This is a genomic window from Fulvimarina thalattae, assembly GCF_040239565.1.
Classification (GTDB): Bacteria; Pseudomonadota; Alphaproteobacteria; order Rhizobiales; family Rhizobiaceae; genus Fulvimarina.
In genome coordinates this window covers 213,018-230,715 of record NZ_JBEHWS010000003.1, presented here as the reverse complement: position 1 = coordinate 230,715, position 17,698 = coordinate 213,018, and the positions used below count along the sequence as shown (strand labels likewise).

16 protein-coding genes are annotated in these 17,698 nt (G+C 61.4%); 8 read left to right on the top strand and 8 right to left on the bottom strand.

Annotated elements, in window-relative coordinates; genetic code table 11:
- Nucleotides 1-387: 387 nt before the first annotated feature.
- The 3 genes from ABRA89_RS05815 to ABRA89_RS05805 all read left to right on the top strand — a co-directional run bounded on the left by ABRA89_RS05815 (nucleotide 388) and on the right by ABRA89_RS05805 (nucleotide 3,119).
- Nucleotides 388-672 carry a DUF4212 domain-containing protein gene (locus ABRA89_RS05815; protein ID WP_349940504.1) on the top strand — a complete coding sequence of 95 codons (285 nt, stop codon included), beginning with the start codon at nucleotides 388-390 and terminating at the stop codon, nucleotides 670-672.
- A 24-nt stretch (nucleotides 673-696) separates the two neighbouring features.
- Nucleotides 697-2,463 (top strand): sodium:solute symporter family protein, encoded by a 1,767-nt coding sequence (locus ABRA89_RS05810; protein ID WP_349940503.1) that lies wholly within the window; start codon nucleotides 697-699, stop codon nucleotides 2,461-2,463.
- 158 nt (nucleotides 2,464-2,621) lie between these two features.
- Nucleotides 2,622-3,119, top strand: coding sequence for a hypothetical protein (locus tag ABRA89_RS05805; protein WP_349940502.1), 498 nt, complete (start codon nucleotides 2,622-2,624; stop codon nucleotides 3,117-3,119).
- A 42-nt stretch (nucleotides 3,120-3,161) separates the two neighbouring features.
- On the opposite strand, the gene ABRA89_RS05800 is transcribed toward ABRA89_RS05805, so the two are convergent.
- Both ABRA89_RS05800 and ABRA89_RS05795 read right to left on the bottom strand, forming a co-directional pair.
- On the bottom strand, nucleotides 3,162-4,127 hold the full coding sequence (locus ABRA89_RS05800; protein WP_349940501.1) for an AEC family transporter: 966 nt from the start codon (nucleotides 4,125-4,127) through the stop codon (nucleotides 3,162-3,164).
- A gap of 117 nt (nucleotides 4,128-4,244) precedes the next feature.
- Nucleotides 4,245-5,678, bottom strand: coding sequence for an aminotransferase-like domain-containing protein (locus ABRA89_RS05795; RefSeq protein ID WP_349940500.1), 1,434 nt, complete (start codon nucleotides 5,676-5,678; stop codon nucleotides 4,245-4,247).
- 108 nt (nucleotides 5,679-5,786) lie between these two features.
- Here ABRA89_RS05795 and ABRA89_RS05790 point away from each other — a divergent pair, with 108 nt between their 5' ends.
- Nucleotides 5,787-6,650: a DMT family transporter gene (locus tag ABRA89_RS05790; protein ID WP_349940499.1), complete on the top strand. Its 864-nt coding sequence runs from the start codon at nucleotides 5,787-5,789 to the stop codon at nucleotides 6,648-6,650.
- A gap of 11 nt (nucleotides 6,651-6,661) precedes the next feature.
- On the opposite strand, the gene ABRA89_RS05785 is transcribed toward ABRA89_RS05790, so the two are convergent.
- Nucleotides 6,662-6,859 (bottom strand): hypothetical protein, encoded by a 198-nt coding sequence (locus ABRA89_RS05785; RefSeq protein WP_349940498.1) that lies wholly within the window; start codon nucleotides 6,857-6,859, stop codon nucleotides 6,662-6,664.
- A 119-nt stretch (nucleotides 6,860-6,978) separates the two neighbouring features.
- On the opposite strand from ABRA89_RS05785, the gene ABRA89_RS05780 reads away from it, so the two are divergent.
- From ABRA89_RS05780 to ABRA89_RS05770, 3 genes are all read left to right on the top strand, one after another.
- Entirely contained in the window at nucleotides 6,979-7,503 is a 525-nt protein-coding gene (locus tag ABRA89_RS05780; protein ID WP_349940497.1) for a TetR/AcrR family transcriptional regulator, read from the top strand.
- Nucleotides 7,500-8,636, top strand: a complete 1,137-nt coding sequence (locus ABRA89_RS05775; protein WP_349940496.1) for an MFS transporter — start codon at nucleotides 7,500-7,502, stop codon at nucleotides 8,634-8,636. The genes ABRA89_RS05780 and ABRA89_RS05775 overlap by 4 nt, the downstream gene beginning before the upstream one ends.
- Nucleotides 8,637-8,874: 238 nt before the next feature.
- A complete protein-coding gene (locus tag ABRA89_RS05770) occupies nucleotides 8,875-9,519 on the top strand; it encodes a LysE family translocator (RefSeq protein WP_349940495.1) in 645 nt (214 codons plus the stop codon).
- Nucleotides 9,520-9,546: 27 nt separating this feature from the next.
- Here the strand turns inward: ABRA89_RS05770 and ABRA89_RS05765 are convergent, their stop codons facing one another.
- Nucleotides 9,547-10,032, bottom strand: a complete 486-nt coding sequence (locus ABRA89_RS05765; RefSeq protein WP_349940494.1) for a cupredoxin domain-containing protein — start codon at nucleotides 10,030-10,032, stop codon at nucleotides 9,547-9,549.
- A 283-nt stretch (nucleotides 10,033-10,315) separates the two neighbouring features.
- Here ABRA89_RS05765 and ABRA89_RS05760 point away from each other — a divergent pair, with 283 nt between their 5' ends.
- Nucleotides 10,316-11,242, top strand: a complete 927-nt coding sequence (locus tag ABRA89_RS05760; protein WP_463671253.1) for a DMT family transporter — start codon at nucleotides 10,316-10,318, stop codon at nucleotides 11,240-11,242.
- A 16-nt stretch (nucleotides 11,243-11,258) separates the two neighbouring features.
- On the opposite strand, the gene ABRA89_RS05755 is transcribed toward ABRA89_RS05760, so the two are convergent.
- From ABRA89_RS05755 to ABRA89_RS05740, 4 genes are all read right to left on the bottom strand, one after another.
- A complete protein-coding gene (locus ABRA89_RS05755; RefSeq protein ID WP_349940493.1) occupies nucleotides 11,259-12,923 on the bottom strand; it encodes an alpha-glucosidase family protein in 1,665 nt (554 codons plus the stop codon).
- Complete coding sequence (locus tag ABRA89_RS05750) at nucleotides 12,923-13,474, bottom strand: GNAT family N-acetyltransferase (protein WP_349940492.1); 552 nt, start codon at nucleotides 13,472-13,474, stop codon at nucleotides 12,923-12,925. The genes ABRA89_RS05755 and ABRA89_RS05750 overlap by 1 nt, the downstream gene beginning before the upstream one ends.
- Nucleotides 13,475-13,553: 79 nt before the next feature.
- Nucleotides 13,554-15,101, bottom strand: coding sequence for an undecaprenyl-phosphate glucose phosphotransferase (locus ABRA89_RS05745; RefSeq protein WP_349940491.1), 1,548 nt, complete (start codon nucleotides 15,099-15,101; stop codon nucleotides 13,554-13,556).
- A gap of 143 nt (nucleotides 15,102-15,244) precedes the next feature.
- The gene (locus tag ABRA89_RS05740) at nucleotides 15,245-17,569 is read right to left on the bottom strand and encodes a PAS domain-containing sensor histidine kinase (RefSeq protein ID WP_349940490.1); all 2,325 of its coding nucleotides are present in this window, start codon (nucleotides 17,567-17,569) and stop codon (nucleotides 15,245-15,247) included.
- Between the last annotated feature and the right edge of the window lie 129 nt (nucleotides 17,570-17,698).

Below are 17,698 nucleotides of genomic sequence, written 5' to 3'. Positions count from 1 at the left end.
ATTAACCAATTATCAGTCTGGCGAAAAGCGAGAAGATCGTCAAACCTCGGCGATCCCCTGCAGCAAACGCCTTAACGGGTTCTACGTGCTGGCGAATCGGATGGTCGCGTTTCTGAAAGATCACGCGCGGTCGCTCGCAGTCAGGTCGCGGACGGGCAGGCGAATCGTCGTTCAGCTGATCCAAACTGGCTCCCCCGCGCTTCGCTTTCGCGCGAGACTAAGCAGTCAATTGGTCTGGTTAAATTCACTTAAGATATTGAAATCATGATGAGAATTTCGGCGGCTTTTCGCCGACGGAATAATTTGCGCAATTAAGACTAAAGCCATCTTTACTGATTGGGGCGTCCTCATGCTAAAGAACGAAGCGTGTGAGTGGGAGGAATTTGCATGAGTAACTCGAATTCGTCGGCCGACTCTCAGAGTCGTAATTCCGACGCATACTGGAAAGCCAATGTTCGCGTGATGGTCGGTTGTCTGATCGTCTGGGCATTAGTTTCGTTCGGATTCGCGATTCTGCTGCGGCCACTGATTAGTGGAATCAGTGTCGGCGGAACCGATCTTGGTTTCTGGTTCGCCCAACAGGGCTCGATCCTGGTCTTCATTGTTCTGATCTTCTTTTATGCGTGGAGGATGAAATCCCTCGACCGCAAATTCGATGTCGACGAACAGTAATCGGGACCGGGAGGAGAACACCTGATGGATCAATATTATCTCAATCTAATCTTTGTCGGTGCGACCTTCGCGTTGTACATCGGTATTGCGTTCTGGGCCCGAGCGGGTTCGACGAACGATTTCTATGCCGCCAATCGTGGCATTCACCCCATCACCAACGGCATGGCGACCGGCGCGGACTGGATGTCGGCGGCTTCGTTCATCTCGATGGCGGGTCTGATCGCCTTCAACGGCTATGACGCTTCGGCCTATCTGATGGGCTGGACCGGCGGCTACGTGCTGCTGGCACTTCTGCTCGCACCGTATCTGCGCAAGTTCGGCTCGTTCACCGTGCCTGAGTTCATCGGCGACCGCTTCTATTCCAAGACGGCCCGCCTGATCGGTGTGCTCTGCCTCATCGTCGCTTCGGTCACCTATGTTATCGGTCAGATGACGGGCGTCGGCGTCGCCTTCTCGCGCTTCCTCGAAGTGTCGAACACGACGGGTCTTCTCATCGGTGCCGCAGTCGTCTTCTTCTACGCCGTTCTCGGCGGCATGAAGGGCGTCACTTACACCCAGGTCGCCCAGTACATCGTGCTGATCTTGGCCTTCACGATCCCGGCCGTCTTTATCTCGCTGCAGCTCACCGGCAATTTCCTGCCGCCGCTGGGCCTATTCTCGGACTTCCAGGAAAGCGGCCAGCCGATCCTTGCGACGCTCAATACCGTTCTCGGTGACCTTGGCTTTGCGAGCTACACGGAACAGCAGGATACGGACCTCAATCTGTTCCTCTTCACCTTGACGCTGATGATCGGCACCGCGGGTCTTCCGCACGTCATCATCCGCTTCTTCACGGTGCCGAAAGTGTCCGATGCCCGTTACTCTGCGGGTTGGGCGCTGGTGTTCATCGCGCTTCTCTACCTCACGGCCCCGGCCGTCGGTGCCATGGCGCGCCTCAACATCATCGACACGGTCTATCCGAACGGCATCGAAGAGCAGTCGCTCGCCTATGACGATCGGCCAGAGTGGATCAAGAACTGGGAGCTGACCAACCTCATCCAGTTCGAGGACAAGAACGGCGACGGCAATATCCAGATCTACAACGACAGCAACCCGGACTTCGAAAGCCGGGCGCAGGAGTTGGGCTGGAACGGCAACGAACTGGACGTCAACAACGACATCCTGGTTCTCGCCAATCCGGAGATCGCCGGCCTGCCGGGCTGGGTGATCGCGCTGGTCGCCGCCGGTGGTCTCGCTGCCGCTCTCTCGACGGCTGCCGGTCTCCTTCTGGCGATCTCGGGTGCCGTCTCGCACGACCTCATCAAGGGCGCTCTCAATCCGAACATTTCGGAGAAGGGCGAGCTGATGGCGGCGCGTATCGCGATGGCGGCTGCGATCGCGGTGGCGACCTATCTCGGCCTCAATCCTCCGGGATTTGCGGCCCAGACGGTGGCTCTCGCCTTCGGCATTGCAGCGGCCTCGATCTTCCCGGTGCTTATGATGGGCGTCTTCTCGAAGACGATCAACAATCGCGGCGCGGTCGCCGGCATGCTGGTGGGTCTCATTGTGACGCTCGTCTACATCTTCCTGCACAAGGGCTGGTTCTTCATTCCCGATACCAACAGCTTCTCGGACTCCGATCCGCTGTTCCTGTCGGTGAAGTCCACATCCTTCGGCGCGATCGGTGCGATCTTCAACTTCGTCACCGCAATCCTCGTGTCGCGCGCGACGGCGAGCCCGCCAAAGCGTATTCAGGAGATGGTCGAGTCGCTCCGCGTTCCGCGCGGATCGGCGAGCGCCAGCGCTCACTGATCAGCCGGCTCAAGCCCAATGAAATTGACGGTCCGCCCATTAGGGCGGGCCGTTTCTTGTTGACCGGTTGCGTGCGGCGGGCTTCAACGCTTCCTGCGGGGGAGCCAACAGTTTCCGCAATCACTACGACCCGAAGCACTTAAAGCGTCTGCGAAGTCATGGCACTGGAACTCTTCGCCGCGATCGCGCTCGCCGTGAGCGTTGGCGGCATCATCTATTTCCTGCGCAAGGTCTCCGGGGGACGGCTGCCGAAGACGGCCATCCCCGTCATGGCCGCGCTCGCGCTTGTCAGCTTTGCGATATGGGGCGACTACAGCTGGTCCTCGCGCACGTCTTCGGCCCTGCCGGATAGGTTCGTCGTCATCGACGAGGTGGGGCAGTCCAATTTCTGGCGGCCCTGGAGTTTCGCCTTTCCGGTAGCCGAACGCTTCGTCGCAGCCGATATCGGCGGCGCGGAGCGCAACGAAAGCGACCCCGACAAGGTGCGCGTCGAGCTCTATTACATGGAGCGCCGAATTCCCGCCAAACGGCAGACCGTCGTCATCGACTGCGGCTCGGTACCCTCCAACCCCGGCGAAGCGGGCGATGCTGCTCGCCTGCAATCGCTGGTCTGCGAGGCCGTCTCCGGTCCGGATGAAGGCTCGCGCTCCGGCTGAAAGGAAACCCGGGCTGCCAACCGCCGCATCCCGCGCGCTTTCCTACGTCGCCGACAGCACTGTCAGCCAGCCGCTAAGTGTGAAAACGGCCAGGATCGTGGACAAAAGGATCGTCGTCGCCGCCAGCTTTTCGCCGGTCCCGAAATAGGCCGCGAAGAGATAGGCGTTGACACCGGCGGGCGCCGCAGCGGTGAGCACCGCGCCCTTCAGCCAGAGATCGGTGAGGCCGAGTTCCGTCCCGATCACCCAGACGAGTCCCGGCTGGACGATGAGCGAGATGAAGGCGATCATCGAGGCGGAGAGGATGTCGCCTTTCAGCCCGTAGCGGGTCAGCGACATGCCGAGGGCGAAAAGGGCCGTCGGCCCGGCCGTCGATCCGATGAGCTGGGTAATCTCGTCGAAATGGCCGGTCAGCGGCAGCCCGGTCGCGCGCCATACGAGACCGCAGGCAATGCCGATGATGATCGAATTGGTCGCCAGATTGCGGCCTGTTCGGCGCAGGAGGGCGCCAAGGCCTTCGCGTTTCTTGCCGCCATCGGCCTCCTTCGCATCGAGCTGAACCGCCCGCTCCACCATCAGCGTCGAGGCGACCATCATGACCGGCAGATGGATGGCGATGATGAGGAGGAGGGGCTCCAGCCCCCGGTCTCCGTAGGCGCGTTGCAGCGTCGGCAGCGCAACGAACACCGTATTGGCGAAGCTTGCCGAAATGCCCGCAATGACGCCGGTGCGATGGTCGGCTTTGGCGATCCAGCGGATGACGAGTGTGCCGGTCGTCCAGGCAAGCGCCACGCTGCCGAAATAGGCAAGCCACAGAAAGCCGGGATTGGCATCGCCGAACGAGGCTTCGGACAGCGAGCGAAAGAGCAGTACCGGCACCGCGACGACGAAAACGTACTTCGCCAGCCCCTGTCCCACATCGTCCGACAACAGCTTCGATCGCGCGACGAGATAGCCGACCGCGATCAGGCCGAAGACGGGCACGATGATGTCGAGAATGGTCTGCATGAGGTCCGGCGCGCGGGGAGAAAGGCGTGCTTCGGGTTAGACCTTCACGCGGGATCACGCAAACGACGCCAGACCAGGATGGGTGGTATCCTGAGGGCCCGCTTTGCGGATCGCTTGCTAAGGGCGTCTGTCGCCAGCACTCGTCCATGAGGATGCGATGGCATGTTGAAGACTGTCCGGCAATTTCGGATCGGCCATCTGGGCGACGTTGAAACGCATCCATTTCGTGGCCGTTTGCGCGACGCTGAAGACGTTGCCGGGCGCCAGAACGACGTCGTCCCTGAGTGCAGCGCGGGCGACCTCCGCTGCGTCGACGTCTCCCGGTAGCCGGCACCAGAGATAGAATCCGCCTGCGGGGTCTATCCAGGGGGCGATGCCGAGTCGGGCGAGGATCGCAGCCGCTTCCCGGCGCTTCTTCGCGAGGCGCGTGCGAAGGGACGTGACGTGCTTCCGGTAGCTGCCGTCCGAAAGAACATGGTTCACGATCGCTGCCGCCATCGGGCTCGGCCCGCCAAAATTCGTCGCAACCTGAAGGTCCACGAGCCCTTCGATCCAGTCAGCACTGGCCGCGATGTAACCACAGCGGATCGAGGCCGACAGCGTCTTCGAGAAGCTGCCGACGCGGACGGTTCGCTCGAGCCCGTCCAGAACGGCGAGGCGAGGGGAAGGGGCCGGTTCGAAATCGGCGAAGATGTCGTCCTCGACGATTGTCAGATCGTGGGCGGCAGCAAGCGTCAGAACCCGGTGCGCGATCTGCGGAGAGAGCGAGGCACCGGTTGGATTGTGAATCGCGGAGTTCGTCACATAGAGCCGTGGGCGATACGCCTGAAGGGCCCCCTCGAATGCCGCAAGATCCGGTCCGTTCTCGGTTCTCGGAATACCCACGACCGTCACTCGGTGGGACCGCATCAGCGCCTGAAAGTTGAAATAACAGGGGTCATCGAGGAGCACGGTGTCGCCGGGTTGGAGCAGGAAGCGACAGACGAGGTCGATCGCCTGAGTGCCCGAGGCCGAGAGAAGAATCTGATCCGCACCGGCGTTCAGTCCCTCCGCCGCGAACTGCCGTGCCAACAGGCTTCTGAGTTCGAGCGAGCCCCGGGCGGGGCCGTAATCGGCAAGTAAAGAGTTTTCGGCTTTCGCCAGCGATCGCATCGCCCGTCGGATCGCGTCCTCCGGCATCCAGTCGGCGGGCAGCCAACCGCAACCGGGGCGAACAGTGCCATGCCCGCTATCGAGCGACTGACGCGAGACCCAAAGCGGATCGACAGCCCGGTCCAATTGTGGTTCGACCTCGCGAAGCGCCAGGGGCAGGCTACCCGCGACGTAAAATCCCGATCCGGGTCGCGAGCGGATCAGCCCTTCGGCTGCAAGGCGCTCATAGGCTTCCACGACGGTGGACGGCGAAAGCCGCATCGTCTTTGCCTGAGCGCGGATAGAGGGAAGCTTTTCGCCGGGAGAAAGCGAACGGCCAGCGACGCGCTGCCGGATCGTTTCCATGACAAGACCCACGCGAGTTCGTGCGCTGTCAGTATCGGCGCCGATCTGCTCCATGCGTATGGCTCCCTGTACCCATACAGTTCGGCCGAACTGTACTCGACTGTTCCTGTCGGCGCGAGCCCCTATCGCGCTATCGCGCCGGTTCAATTGAGGGAGATCGACATGGACCGGACGACAGCGGGATGGGGTAGCGGGCTTCTCGGAGTGCTGATCTTCAGCGGATCGCTGCCGGCAACGCGCGTGGCCGTGGGAGGCTTCTCCCCACTGTTCCTCACTTCGGCCCGTGCCGTCATTGCGGCGCTGCTTGGCGCCGCGTTGCTCTTTGCGCTCCGGCAGAAGCGGCCCGAGGCCGGTGATTTCAAGTCGCTGTGCATCGTTGCGATCGGCGTCGTCGTCGCTTTCCCGCTTTTGACCGCCCTTGCTCTCGAACAGATTACTGCGGCCCATTCGATCGTCTTTATCGGCCTTCTGCCGCTGATGACTGCGATCTTCGGCGTCGTTCGCGGCGGCGAGCGGCCGAAACCGGCATTCTGGCTCTTTTCCGGTCTCGGTGCCGTGACTGTCGCCGGTTTTGCTCTTCTTCAAAGCGACGACGCTTACCTGATGGGCGATGCCTTTATGATGGTTGCGATCGTTCTGTGTGGCCTCGGCTATGCGGAAGGCGCCAATCTCTCGCGCCGATTGGGCGGCTGGCAGGTGATTTCCTGGGCACTTCTCATTGCGCTGCCGCCAATGGCTTCGATCGCTCTCGTCATGCTTCCCGGCCACTGGACCGAAATCAGCGGCCCGGAATGGGCTGGCCTTGCCTATGTCTCGGTTTTCTCGATGCTGGTCGGCTTCGTCTTCTGGTATCGCGGGCTCGCGCTCGGCGGCATCGCCGGCGTCGGGCAGTTGCAGCTTCTTCAGCCCTTCTTCGGCCTAGCCCTCGCCGGCCTCCTGCTCGGCGAAGTCGTTCCGCTGTCGATGGTGATCGTCACCGTTCTGGTGGTGGTCTGTGTCGTCGGCGCGAAGCGGTTTGCTCGTTAGAAGATCCGCCCTCAGATATGCCGATCGTTTGTCACGGGTGGTTTGATCTGCGTGATCAAATAGCCGACCGCCATCAGATCGCAGACGGGCATGAGGATGTCGAATGCCCGCATGAGCGCCGACGCACCGGGTGGGTGGCTGCCAGCCGGACGCTCACGCAGCGTCGCGCAGAAAAGCACGGTCGAGTGCGAAGGGTGATTTGCGGTCATTCACAAGACCGCTCACCGATGCCAGTCTTTCATGACGAAGCACCATCTTGGCGTCGTTGCCTTGCAATGTAAAACGATCGTTTTACATATGGATCCATGATCGAACCGAAAGGCATATCATGGACACGACCAACAAACTCATTGCGGCAGCCGAGCGGCTCTTCGACCGCCACGGTTTCGTGGCGACCGGAATGGACAGACTGACCGAAGCCGCAGGCATGTCGAGCCGGACCCTCTACAAGCATGCCGGCAGCAAGACACAACTGATGGCGCGCGTACTCGGCGAACGCGACCGAAGGTTTATGGCAAGACTCGACGTCGGAACGGTGGATGCGCTCTTCAAAGCCCTCGATGACTGGATCCGCATCGAGGGAACACGCGGTTGCCTGTTTCTGAGATCGATTGCGGAGACCGGCGGCGATACGCCGGAGATCGCCGAGGCCGTCCGGGTTCACAAGACGGCCTTTCAGAACCAGGTCGCCCGGACCGTCGCAACGGATCTCGGTCATGAAGACGCGGAGATTGCCGAACAGATACTCGTTCTCCTCGAGGGGGCGACCCAGGCGGCGATCTATCGCGGCGACGAAGCGGTGCACGCTGCAAGATCCGCTGCGGCGATCCTGATCGATCGGGCACGGTCTTGAGCCCCGCCCTTCGCATCGGTGCTGTCGGCTTCGGCCTCATCGCCGTTTGCTATGGGTTCGCCCGCTTCGCGTTTGGGCTGTTCCTGCCGCAGATCGACGGCGATCTTACCCTCGGCCCCTCTCTGAGTGGCGCGATTTCCGGCGGCTCCTTCGCCGGCTACTGCATCGCAATCGTCGTCTCTGCGGCTCTGACCGAGCGGATCGGAGCACGCGCAGTTGCAACGGGCGCGGCGATCGTAGCCGCGGTCGGCATGACAGGGATAGCGCTGGCGCCGACACCCCTCATTCTTGCCGTTGCCGTTCTCGTCGCCGGGTCTAGCACCGGGCTCGCGTCTCCGCCGATGGCCGCGGCGGTCGCTGCTGCGGTGCGCAAAAGCCGGCAGGATGTGACCAACACTGTTATCAATGCCGGAACGAGTGCGGGCGTCGCCCTGTCGGGGCCGGTCGCTCTTCTCATGGCCGGGCAGTGGCGCCTTGCCTTCGCAGCGTTCGCTGCGGTCGCGGTAATTCTTGCCTTCGCCGCCTTTTTTGCGCTGCCGACTGCGGGAAGCGACAAGGACTCTGCCGGCTTTCCTCCGATGACCGGCCCGATCCTTCGGCTCATCGCTGCCTCGTTCCTCATGGGTGCTGCGAGCACCGCTCTCTGGTCCTTTGGAGGGCAGATCGTCTCGGAACGTCTTGGCTGGGGGCCGACAGGAACCGGCATGATCTGGAGCGCGATCGGCGCAGGCGGCATTGCCGGGGCATGGGCCGGGAGCCTTGTCAAACGCTTCGGCCTCGATCTCATCCATTGGACATTCTTGGGATTGATGTCGGCGGGCATCCTTGCCGTCGGCCTTGGACCGGCGGTACCTGCAATCGTGCTGGCAGGCGCCGCGTTCTTCGGAGCCGCTTATGTCATACTGACGGGGGTCTATCTGATCTGGGGTGTCCGCGCCTTGCCGGAGCGTCCTGCGACGGGGCTCATGATCGGGTTTCTCACCATCGCCATCGGTCAGACGGCTGGTTCGCCGGTTTTCGGGCTCGTTTTAGAGAAAGCGGATCTCAAAGCGGCAGTCACTGGCTTTGCCATCGTCGCGCTTATTGCCGGCGCTTTCCGCGTCCGGTCCGCAACGGTGGTCGCTCCCGTATAGCCCCTTTTGAGGTTCAGGCCACGATTTCCCGAAGCAGACGTTCGCTGCGCGATCTTCGGATGTCTTCTTTAGGAAGAAACCTGCCGCAACAAACAGCACGCCTACCAGTGCATGGTTTTCCGCATGGAGAGCGATTTTCCGATCGCAGCAGATCGCTCTTCCCGCTGCCGCCGCATGATGTCATGAGTTCGGTCACGTCACCTTCAGCGCTTCGCGTGTACTTCGGTGATCGGGGACCATGATGGAATTTGCCGCGCCACTTCTCGCCTATGCAGCCGCGCTTGCGATTGCGGCCGCCATTCCCGGGCCCGGCATCGCAGCTCTTCTGGGACAGTCGCTCGCAGGCGGACTGCGCGCTTCGCTGTTCTTCCTCGTCGGGCTCGCCCTGGGTGACGTCGTCTACCTGACCTTCGCCGTAGCGGGCCTTGCCGTTATTGCCCAGACATTCGCCGGAGCGTTTCTGGTGGTGAAAGTGCTGGGCGGGGCATATCTCGTCTACCTCGCATACAAGATCTGGACGAGTGAGACCTCGGCGATGACGGTCCGTCGCAACGGCGGTTCGGCTGGTATCGCAGCGGTGCTGACCGGCTTCACGGTCACCATGGGCAATCCGAAGACGATCATCTTCTACCTCGCCCTCCTGCCGACGGTCGTCGACCTCAAGGCGATCGGCCCCTCGCAATGGGGCGCGCTCTCCGCCGTGACGGTCATCGTTCTTGCAGTGACGCTGATACCCTATGCCGTCCTGGCCGATCGCGCTCGCTCGATCCTCGGGCAATCCTCTTCGCTCCGCCGGCTGAAACGGTATGCCGCCGGATTCATCGGTGGCGCAGGCGTTCTGATCCTGGGACAGGCTGCGAGCGCCATAGCGCGACGGGGTTGAGTGCGCTGGACTTCGCGCATCTAACTCTCAGTCGGCGCAGAACGCCCGGGGGTGCAAATTGTCCGTTCTTTCGACAAATCGCAGGCGCACCGAATGACCGACCGTATCTCCATGTCTTTGGAGCTCGCCATCCACCACGGCAGCTTCTGCAGGAGTTTCGATCCGACGCTCGTTTATCCGACCCGGCACGAGGTCGGCAGAGTTCACGATATCTGGAAATGACAGGCCATAGAGCGTGTCGGCAGAGGTGAACAGCAAGCGCACCACCGTTCCGGTCGGCAGCTCGATCACATCACGCCGGGCGCATTCTGCGAGTTGATCCACCATGCCGTCCACGCGCGGACCCCGATATTCCAGAGAGAGCATGCCGTCATCCGCCGTGATCGACACGGTGAGCGTTTCCTCACTTGCTTGTGCGCTTTGGGGACGGGGCTCGATCAGCAGTTCACCGGCAGCCTCGCACTCAGCGCGGGCCGTCGATGGGAAGCTGGCGCAGAACTCCTGCGGCGTCATCACCTCCTCGGCTGGCGATGGGGAAGCGCCCGCCGTAAGCATGAACAACGCAAGAGCCAGCCTTGGCCTAAAGATCATTCTTCTGCGTTCCATGGGGCGTAAGACTTGCGATGTATGGGTCTCGACAGAGCTGAGACCGTATCCGCCGTCATGCTTGATGGCTGGCTTCGACGCAAGAAACGGAAGTAGCAAATCGATAGAGCGGAGCCGGGTGCCGCGATGTCATTCGCTCTGGTTTGGCGCCGATATCGAGGCCGTGGTAGCGCTGCCAAAGCCCGCTTTTTTGATTGCTGCTTTCCCGCCCGACAGGACCCATCCCATCGCCCGCTTTCTCTGGCTCTTTCCGCCGCTTTTCGTGCTGCTCTGGTCGACGGGTTTCATCGGCGCGCGCTATTCCATGCCGTATGCGGAGCCGTTCGCCTTCCTTGCTCTGCGTTTCGGGCTCGCCCTCGCGATCCTCAGCGTTCTGGCTGTTCTCCTGAACGCGCGGCGGCCCACGCGGCATCAGGCACTGCATTCCATGATCGCCGGCAGCCTCATCCACGGCGCATATCTCGGCGGCGTTTTCTATGGCGTGCGCCATGGGCTGAATGCCGGCATCGTAGCGCTCATCGTCGGGCTACAGCCGATCCTGACGACGATCCTTGCCGGTGTCATTCTCGGAGATCGGATCAGGCCGCGCCACGTCGCCGGTCTCGCATTGGGTCTCGCAGGAATTACGCTCGTGATCCTGCCGAAGCTGGGGCAGGGCGGCGCAATGGGGTTTCAGACGCTCGCGCCGGTCTTTGTGGCGGCCTTCGCGATCTCGCTCGGCACCATCTGGCAGAAGCGCTTCGTCTCCGGCGTCGACCTGCGCTCCGGCACGGCATTTCAGTATCTCGGCGCCGTCATTCCTGTGACGGTCCTCGCCGCACTGACCGAAAGCTGGGAGATCAGCTGGACGGGCGAACTGATCTTCGCCCTCGTCTGGCTGACGCTCGTCCTGTCGATCGGCGCGATCTTCCTGATGATGGTGCTGATCCGCGAGGGCGCGGTCTCCTCCGTCGCCTCGCTGATGTATTTGACCCCCGGCGTTACCGCCGTGATGGCATTTTTCCTGTTCGATGAGACCTTGACCTTTGTCCAACTTGTCGGGCTCGCCGTAGCGGCGGCCGGTGTCGCTGTCTCGACGCGGCAATGGAAGCGACGCCAGGTGCCGCCGACCGCCTGAGCGCTCGGGTCCGAGGTCAGGTTACCCGGCCGATAAAGCCTTCATAGGCACCAAGCTTTACGGCGCTGTCGACGCAGAACCCGCCGAGAAGATCGTCGAAAATACTCTCCAGCTGTCCGCCGTTCGGCACCTGATATTCAGCCGGATTTCCAGATAGGTTGAAAACGCACAAACAGGTTTCACCGTCATGGTCGCGGCGATAGGCGAGCAGATCGGCCCCGGCTTCGACAAAGGCGAAATCTCCCCTGATGAGTGCCGGGGCAGCTTTCCGTTTGTTGATCAGTCGGCGGTAGAAGTGCAGCAGGGACGAAGCGTCCGCCTCCATCCGGTCTACAGCTCTTCTCAGATGCTCGGCAGGAATTGGAAGCCAGGGCTTGGCGGTCGAGAAGCCTGCATTCGGATCGCTCGCCTCCCAGACCATCGGCGTTCTGCAGCCATCGCGCCCCTTGCCTTCCGGCCAGAGGTTGAGGCCCTGCGGGTCGACGATGTTCTCATAGGCGATGTCCGCCTCGGTCAGACCAAGCTCCTCGCCTTGATAGAGGCAGACGGAGCCGCGCAGTGAGAGCAGAATCGCCGCCGCAAGCCGGGCGAGGGCATCGGCGTTTGCCGCGTCCGCCCCGGCCCAACGCGTTGCATGGCGGATGACATCGTGGTTCGAAAACGCCCAGCATGGCCACCCGCCGCGTGATGCCTCCTCGAAACGCTCGATCGTAAATTTCACGTCCGCGACCGTCGGCATCGGCCCGCTCAGGAATTCGAAGCAATAGCTCATATGCAGAAGGTCCGAGCCGGCGGTGAATTCGCCCATCAACTCCGCGCCGCGAACCCGATCGCCGATCTCGCCCAGCGCCGTCGTCGCTCCGAATTCGTCGAGCAGCGCGCGCAGCTGGCGCAGGAAGTCCAGTGTCTCCGGCCGATTCCGGTCATAGACATGATCCTGCCAATTATAGGCATCGCTTTGTGAGGCGAAGACCTCCATCCGCTCGAACGGCTTGAGCGGTGGATTGTCTCTGAGTTCGGCGTCGTGCACGTAGAAATTCGCCGTATCGAGCCGCAAACCGTCGACGCCGCGCTCCAGCCAGAAGCGCACCTCGCCGAGCAGCGCTTCTCTGACGTTCGGATTGTGGAAGTTGAGGTCGGGCTGCGAGGCTAGGAAGTTGTGCAGGTAGTATTGGCGGCGTTTCGAGTCCCATTGCCAGGCCGGACCACCGAATACTGAAAGCCAATTGTTCGGCGGCGTGCCGTCCGGCTTCGGGTCGGCCCAGACATACCAATCGGCCTTGGGATTATCGCGGTTCTGCCGGCTCTCCTCGAACCAGGCGTGCCGGTCGGAACTGTGCGACAGCACCTGGTCGATGATCACCTTCAGGCCAAGCGTATGGGCCTTCTCGATGACGGCGTCGAAATCCTCAAGCGTGCCGAACATCGGATCGACGGCGCGATAGTCGGAGACATCGTAGCCGAAGTCCTTCATCGGCGAGGCGAAGAAGGGCGAAATCCAGATCGCGTCCACATTCAGCGAGGCGACATGGTCCAGCCGCTCTGCGATTCCTTTCAGATCACCGATGCCGTCGCCGTCCGTATCCTGAAAGGAACGCGGATAGATCTGATAGATGACCGCGCCACGCCACCAGTCCTTGCTAGGATCCGCTGCATCGGATGTGGTGATACCGTAACTCATCAAGACGCCTGCTCGAAGGCGGAATGATAGGTGATCTCGCCTTGTGGGGCGGAGCCGTGGAAGACGATCCGCTGGATATAGTTTGTGGGCAGTCCGCGATAGGTGAGGGCGGTATCGCTCTCGAAGGAAAAGCGGGAATAGAAGTTCGGGTCGCCGACCAGTACGCAGCCATTCGCCCCGAGTGTCCTGATCTCTCGCAGTCCTTCGTTGACCAGCCGGGAGCCTATGCCTTCGCCCTGATGATCCGGCCAGACGGAGATCGGCCCGAGCCCGAACCAGTGCGGCTCTTCGCTGTCGATCGTAACGCGCGAAAATGCGATATGGCCGAGGAGTTCGCCAGCATCATCGACCGCGACCAGTGAAAGCTCAAGGGCGCCGTCTTCGCGAAGCGCATCGACGATATCGGCCTCGGTGCCATCGCTTTCCTCGGTGGCTTCGAAGGCGGTCTTCGTCAGCCGCCGGATGGCTTCATGGTCTTCGGCCCGCTCCCGTCGAATGGTGATGCCCATCGCCCGCTCGTCCTCCTCCGCTATCCATCCCCGATCGGACACGAAACAGGTCTGGAAGACAACCGCTACCGACGTAGCGCACTGCGATCATCAATGGTGGAGAAGAGGAGCTGGCGGCCGATCAATAGGCGCCTTCGGTCTTTCTCAGCAAGCTGACGGGCGTCATCAGCAGGATGTAGAGATCGAAGGCGAGGGACCAGTTCTCGATGTAATGGAGATCATGCTCGAAGCGTCGCTTGAGCTTTTCCGGTTCGTCGATCTCCCCGCGCCACCCCTTGATCTGGGCCAAGCCGGTGATCCCCGGCTTCACCTTGTGGCGGCCGAAATAGCCGTCGACGATCGCCGTGAAGGTTTCGTTCTGGCTGGACTGGGCATGCAGCGCGTGCGGTCGCGGCCCGACCAGCGAGAGCTCTCCTCGGAGCACGTTGAAGAGCTGTGGCAGTTCGTCGATCGAGGTTTTGCGAATGAAGGACCCCACACGTGTGACGCGCAGGTCGTTCTTCGTCACGATCTGTTTGGCTTCCGGATCGGAGAACTCGTCGCGAAGCGAGCGGAACTTGAAGACCTCGATGATCTGGTTGTTGAAGCCGTGACGCTTCTGACGAAAGATCACCGGACCAGGCGAGTCCAACTTCACCGCCATCGCGGTCAGGAGAAGCACAGGCGACAAGAGGACGATCGCAAGCGCCGCGAAGACGAAATCGAAAACCCGCTTTGCGATCCAGTCCCAGTCCGCCAGCGGCCGGTCGAGCACGTCGATCATCGGAATATCGCCGATGAAGGAATAGCTGCGCGGCCGAAACTGAAGGGCGTTCTCATGGGCCGAGAGCCGAATGTCGACCGGCAGCACCCACAGCTTTTTCAACAGCGCCAGCAGACGCTCTTCGGCCGAGAGCGGCAGGGTCACGATCAGCATGTCGATCCGCGTTCGCCGGGAAAAGGTGACGAGCTCGGGAATGGTGCCGAGTTTCGGATATCCGGCAACGATTGGGGGCGAGCGGCGATCGTTGCGGTCGTCGAAGATACCGCAGATACGAATGTCGGAATCGCCTTGTGCTTCGAGGCCGCGGATCAGGTCTTCCGCGTTGCGCCCTCCGCCGACGATGACGGCGCGGCGCTCCATGCGGCCGTCACGAGCCCATTTGCGGATGAATGAGCAGAGGGTGACGCGGATGAGACTCAGGGCGATCACGCCGCAGAGAAACCAGCCGCCGAGAAAGACGCGGGAATGATCGGCCGTTCCGTAGATGAAGAAGAGCGCCGCGGTCATGCCCATGACGACCGCGCCCCATGCCGCTGCCACCCGCCAATGGGCGAGCATCGATTGTCTCAGGAAGCTTGGTCTGTAACCGCCGATGACATTGATCGTCAGTATGCCGATCGAAGAGCCGGCGAGGATGATCGTCACGTAGGACCAGAGCAGGCTCGTGCCGAGATCAACGTAGAAAATGAGAAAGAGCGAACCGATTGCGGCGAGAACTGAAAATTCCACCAGGCGAAGATAACCGGCGAGAAGCCTCGGCGTGATGAAGTCGGTCCGGTAGTGGTCGGCGATCCGGGCCGCGAGCGCGTTCAGCTCGGCACTGTCATGATCGGCGCGCGGCTCGGCAGGTCCCGGCGCTTTTGCCCGCAGGCGTTCGATATCCGGAATGCGATCGGTCTGACTCAACTCGGTCCTCCAACGCACCGCGGCGCCGAGATACGGATATCTCGAGAATCAGCCTCATGGCGCGGATCGGCTCAATTTGACCGATCATAAGAGCGAGTGAACTAATAATTACTCAATGGATGGAATAAGGTCGCCGGCTTCCATCAGGCGGCGGCTTTCTCCATCTCGATCGTATTGGGGAAGCGGATCGCGACGATCGTGCCTTCTCCGAGGGTCGAGGCGATGCGGAAGCGGCCGCCGTGCAATTCGGTGAGTGAGCGGGCGATCGCGAGCCCCAGTCCGGTTCCCTTCTTCGTCCGGGTCCACTCGCTTTCGGTCTGCTCGAACGGTTTCCCGATCTTGGTCAGGTTGGAGGACGATATTCCCTCGCCGTGATCGGTAATGCTCAAAAGCACCGAGCCGCCTCGTTCTTTCACCGATACGCGAACCTCGCCGCCGGTATCGCTGAACTTCACCGCGTTCGACATCAGGTTCATCAGGATCTGCGTGACAGCGCGGCGGTCGGCATAGACGTCCAGTTTTTTCGGCTGCTCGATCACCAGATCGATTCCTTGCTGGGCGACTGATCCCTCGACCATCCGGGCGGTCTCTTCCACCGCCTCGGTCAGATTGAACACGCGGCGCAGGATCGTCGTGCGGCCCGTCTCGATCTTCTGCATGTCGAGAATGTCATCGATCAGCTGGAGCAGGAATTCCCCGCTTTCGTAAATGTCGTTCGCATAGCCGGCATATTTGTCCGCGCCGATCGGGCCCAGCATCTGCTGGCGCATGATATCGGAAAATCCGAGGATCGCGTTCAACGGCGTCCGCAATTCGTGGCTCATATTCGCAAGGAAGGTGGTTTTCGCCCGCGACGCTGCTTCAGCCTTGTTCTTCTCGATCCGGAAGCTCTGGTTGAGCTCTTCCAGCTGAGCGGCCTTTCGTTCGGCGTCGCCCCGGGTTTCGCTCAAAGTATGAATAATGTCCGTGAGGCGCCGCTCGGACTCGTGCAGCCGCGTCTGATGCACCTTGAGCTGGGTGATGTCCGCCCCGATCGCGATGAAGCCTTCCTTGGTCCGGCGCTCCGAAAGCAGCAGCCAGCGTCCATCCGGCATCTTGATCTCGGATGCGCTGTCATCTCGATTGGAAGAGTTCCCGCCGACCTGAGCGCTTTCGATCGGCTTGCGCGATTTCTTCATCACCTCGGACAGGTTTGTGCCCGGCCGCGTGTCCTCTTCGGTCAGGCCGAAGACCGCTCGGTATTTCGAATTGGCGAGGATGATGTCGTCGTCATTGTCACAGAGAACGAAGGTCTCGGGAATATTCTCGATGGCGCTGTGCAGCTGATGGTGCGCCTGCTTCGTGCGTTCTGCCAGCGCCTGCTGCTCGCTGACGTCGACGGCGATGCCGACGAGATGGCGTTCGCCTGAGGAATTGCGCGTCGCCTCGGCACGTGCCCGCAGCCAGACGAAATGGCCGTCGGTGTGACGAAGCCGGAAGGTCCGATCGAAGCTCTTGATATTGCCCGCAATGACCCGGCACAGGCTGCTCTTCACACCGAGATCTGCGGGATGAAGCCGCGGTTCGAGTTCGGCGAACCCGATCGACGCAGAGCTTGGCGCAAACCCCAGGAGTTCGTAGAGCGAACGCGAGAGCTGGATCTCACCGCGCGAGACATTCCAGTCCCACAGACCGGATCGACCGAGGCTCAAGGCCGTATCGACCAGATCATGCGTTTCGAGATAGGCGAACTGGGCCTCCTCCGCTCGGCTGGCCTGCCGGAAATACGCAAGGACGATCGCGAGAACCACGAGGCTCGTCATGGAAAAAAGCGTGACGTTGACCGCTAGGGCGTTACGCCAGGGGGACAGGGCTGGCCTTTCGATCTGGCCGACGGTCGCGACACCGAGGTCGTTTGCAAGCTCTATGCTCGAGGTCTCGATTGCTTCTTCGTTGAGAACGCCCGAAACCGTGGTCGTTCCTCGGCCGAGCTGGATGGCGGTGGGCGAGAGTGAAAGCCGTGTCACCAGATCGGAGCCGATCAGGTATTCGAAGTCAGGCGTCGCCGCGATGATCGAGCCGTCCGTACTGCTGATGACGACGAAGCGTCCGGGTTGCAGGAGCCCTTCCGGCAAACGGCTTGTGAGAAGCGCGTTGAGGGGATTGACCTCGCCCGGATTTTCAGGAAGGAGCGCGCTTTCCGCCGCGAGAAAGCGTGTCGCCATGTAGAGGTCTTGCGCGATGTCGCTTTCGATCGCCCCGCGATGCTCAATGAGCGATCCGAAGCGTACGACGGCGACGAGCGCGAGGAAGACGATCAGGAGAGCAGGAATAGCTCGCCGAAAGAAGCGTTCCGTCGCTGCGATCCGGCTGCCATTCCACTGGGAAAAAGGGGTTGGGAACGCGCCTATCTCTGGCTGGTCGCTGAGGATACCCTTAAATTTGGTATAAAGGTCCCCCGCCGACGCGAAAAACGCGTCTGCTCGCATGTCTGGATTCCTCGTTGCCGCACATCGCGATTCGGATACGCCACACAGCCGAATCACCCAGATATGAAACAGACGCGAATCAACTTGTCCACACCTTTCCAAACGGTAAATTTTTTTATCAACTAGCTT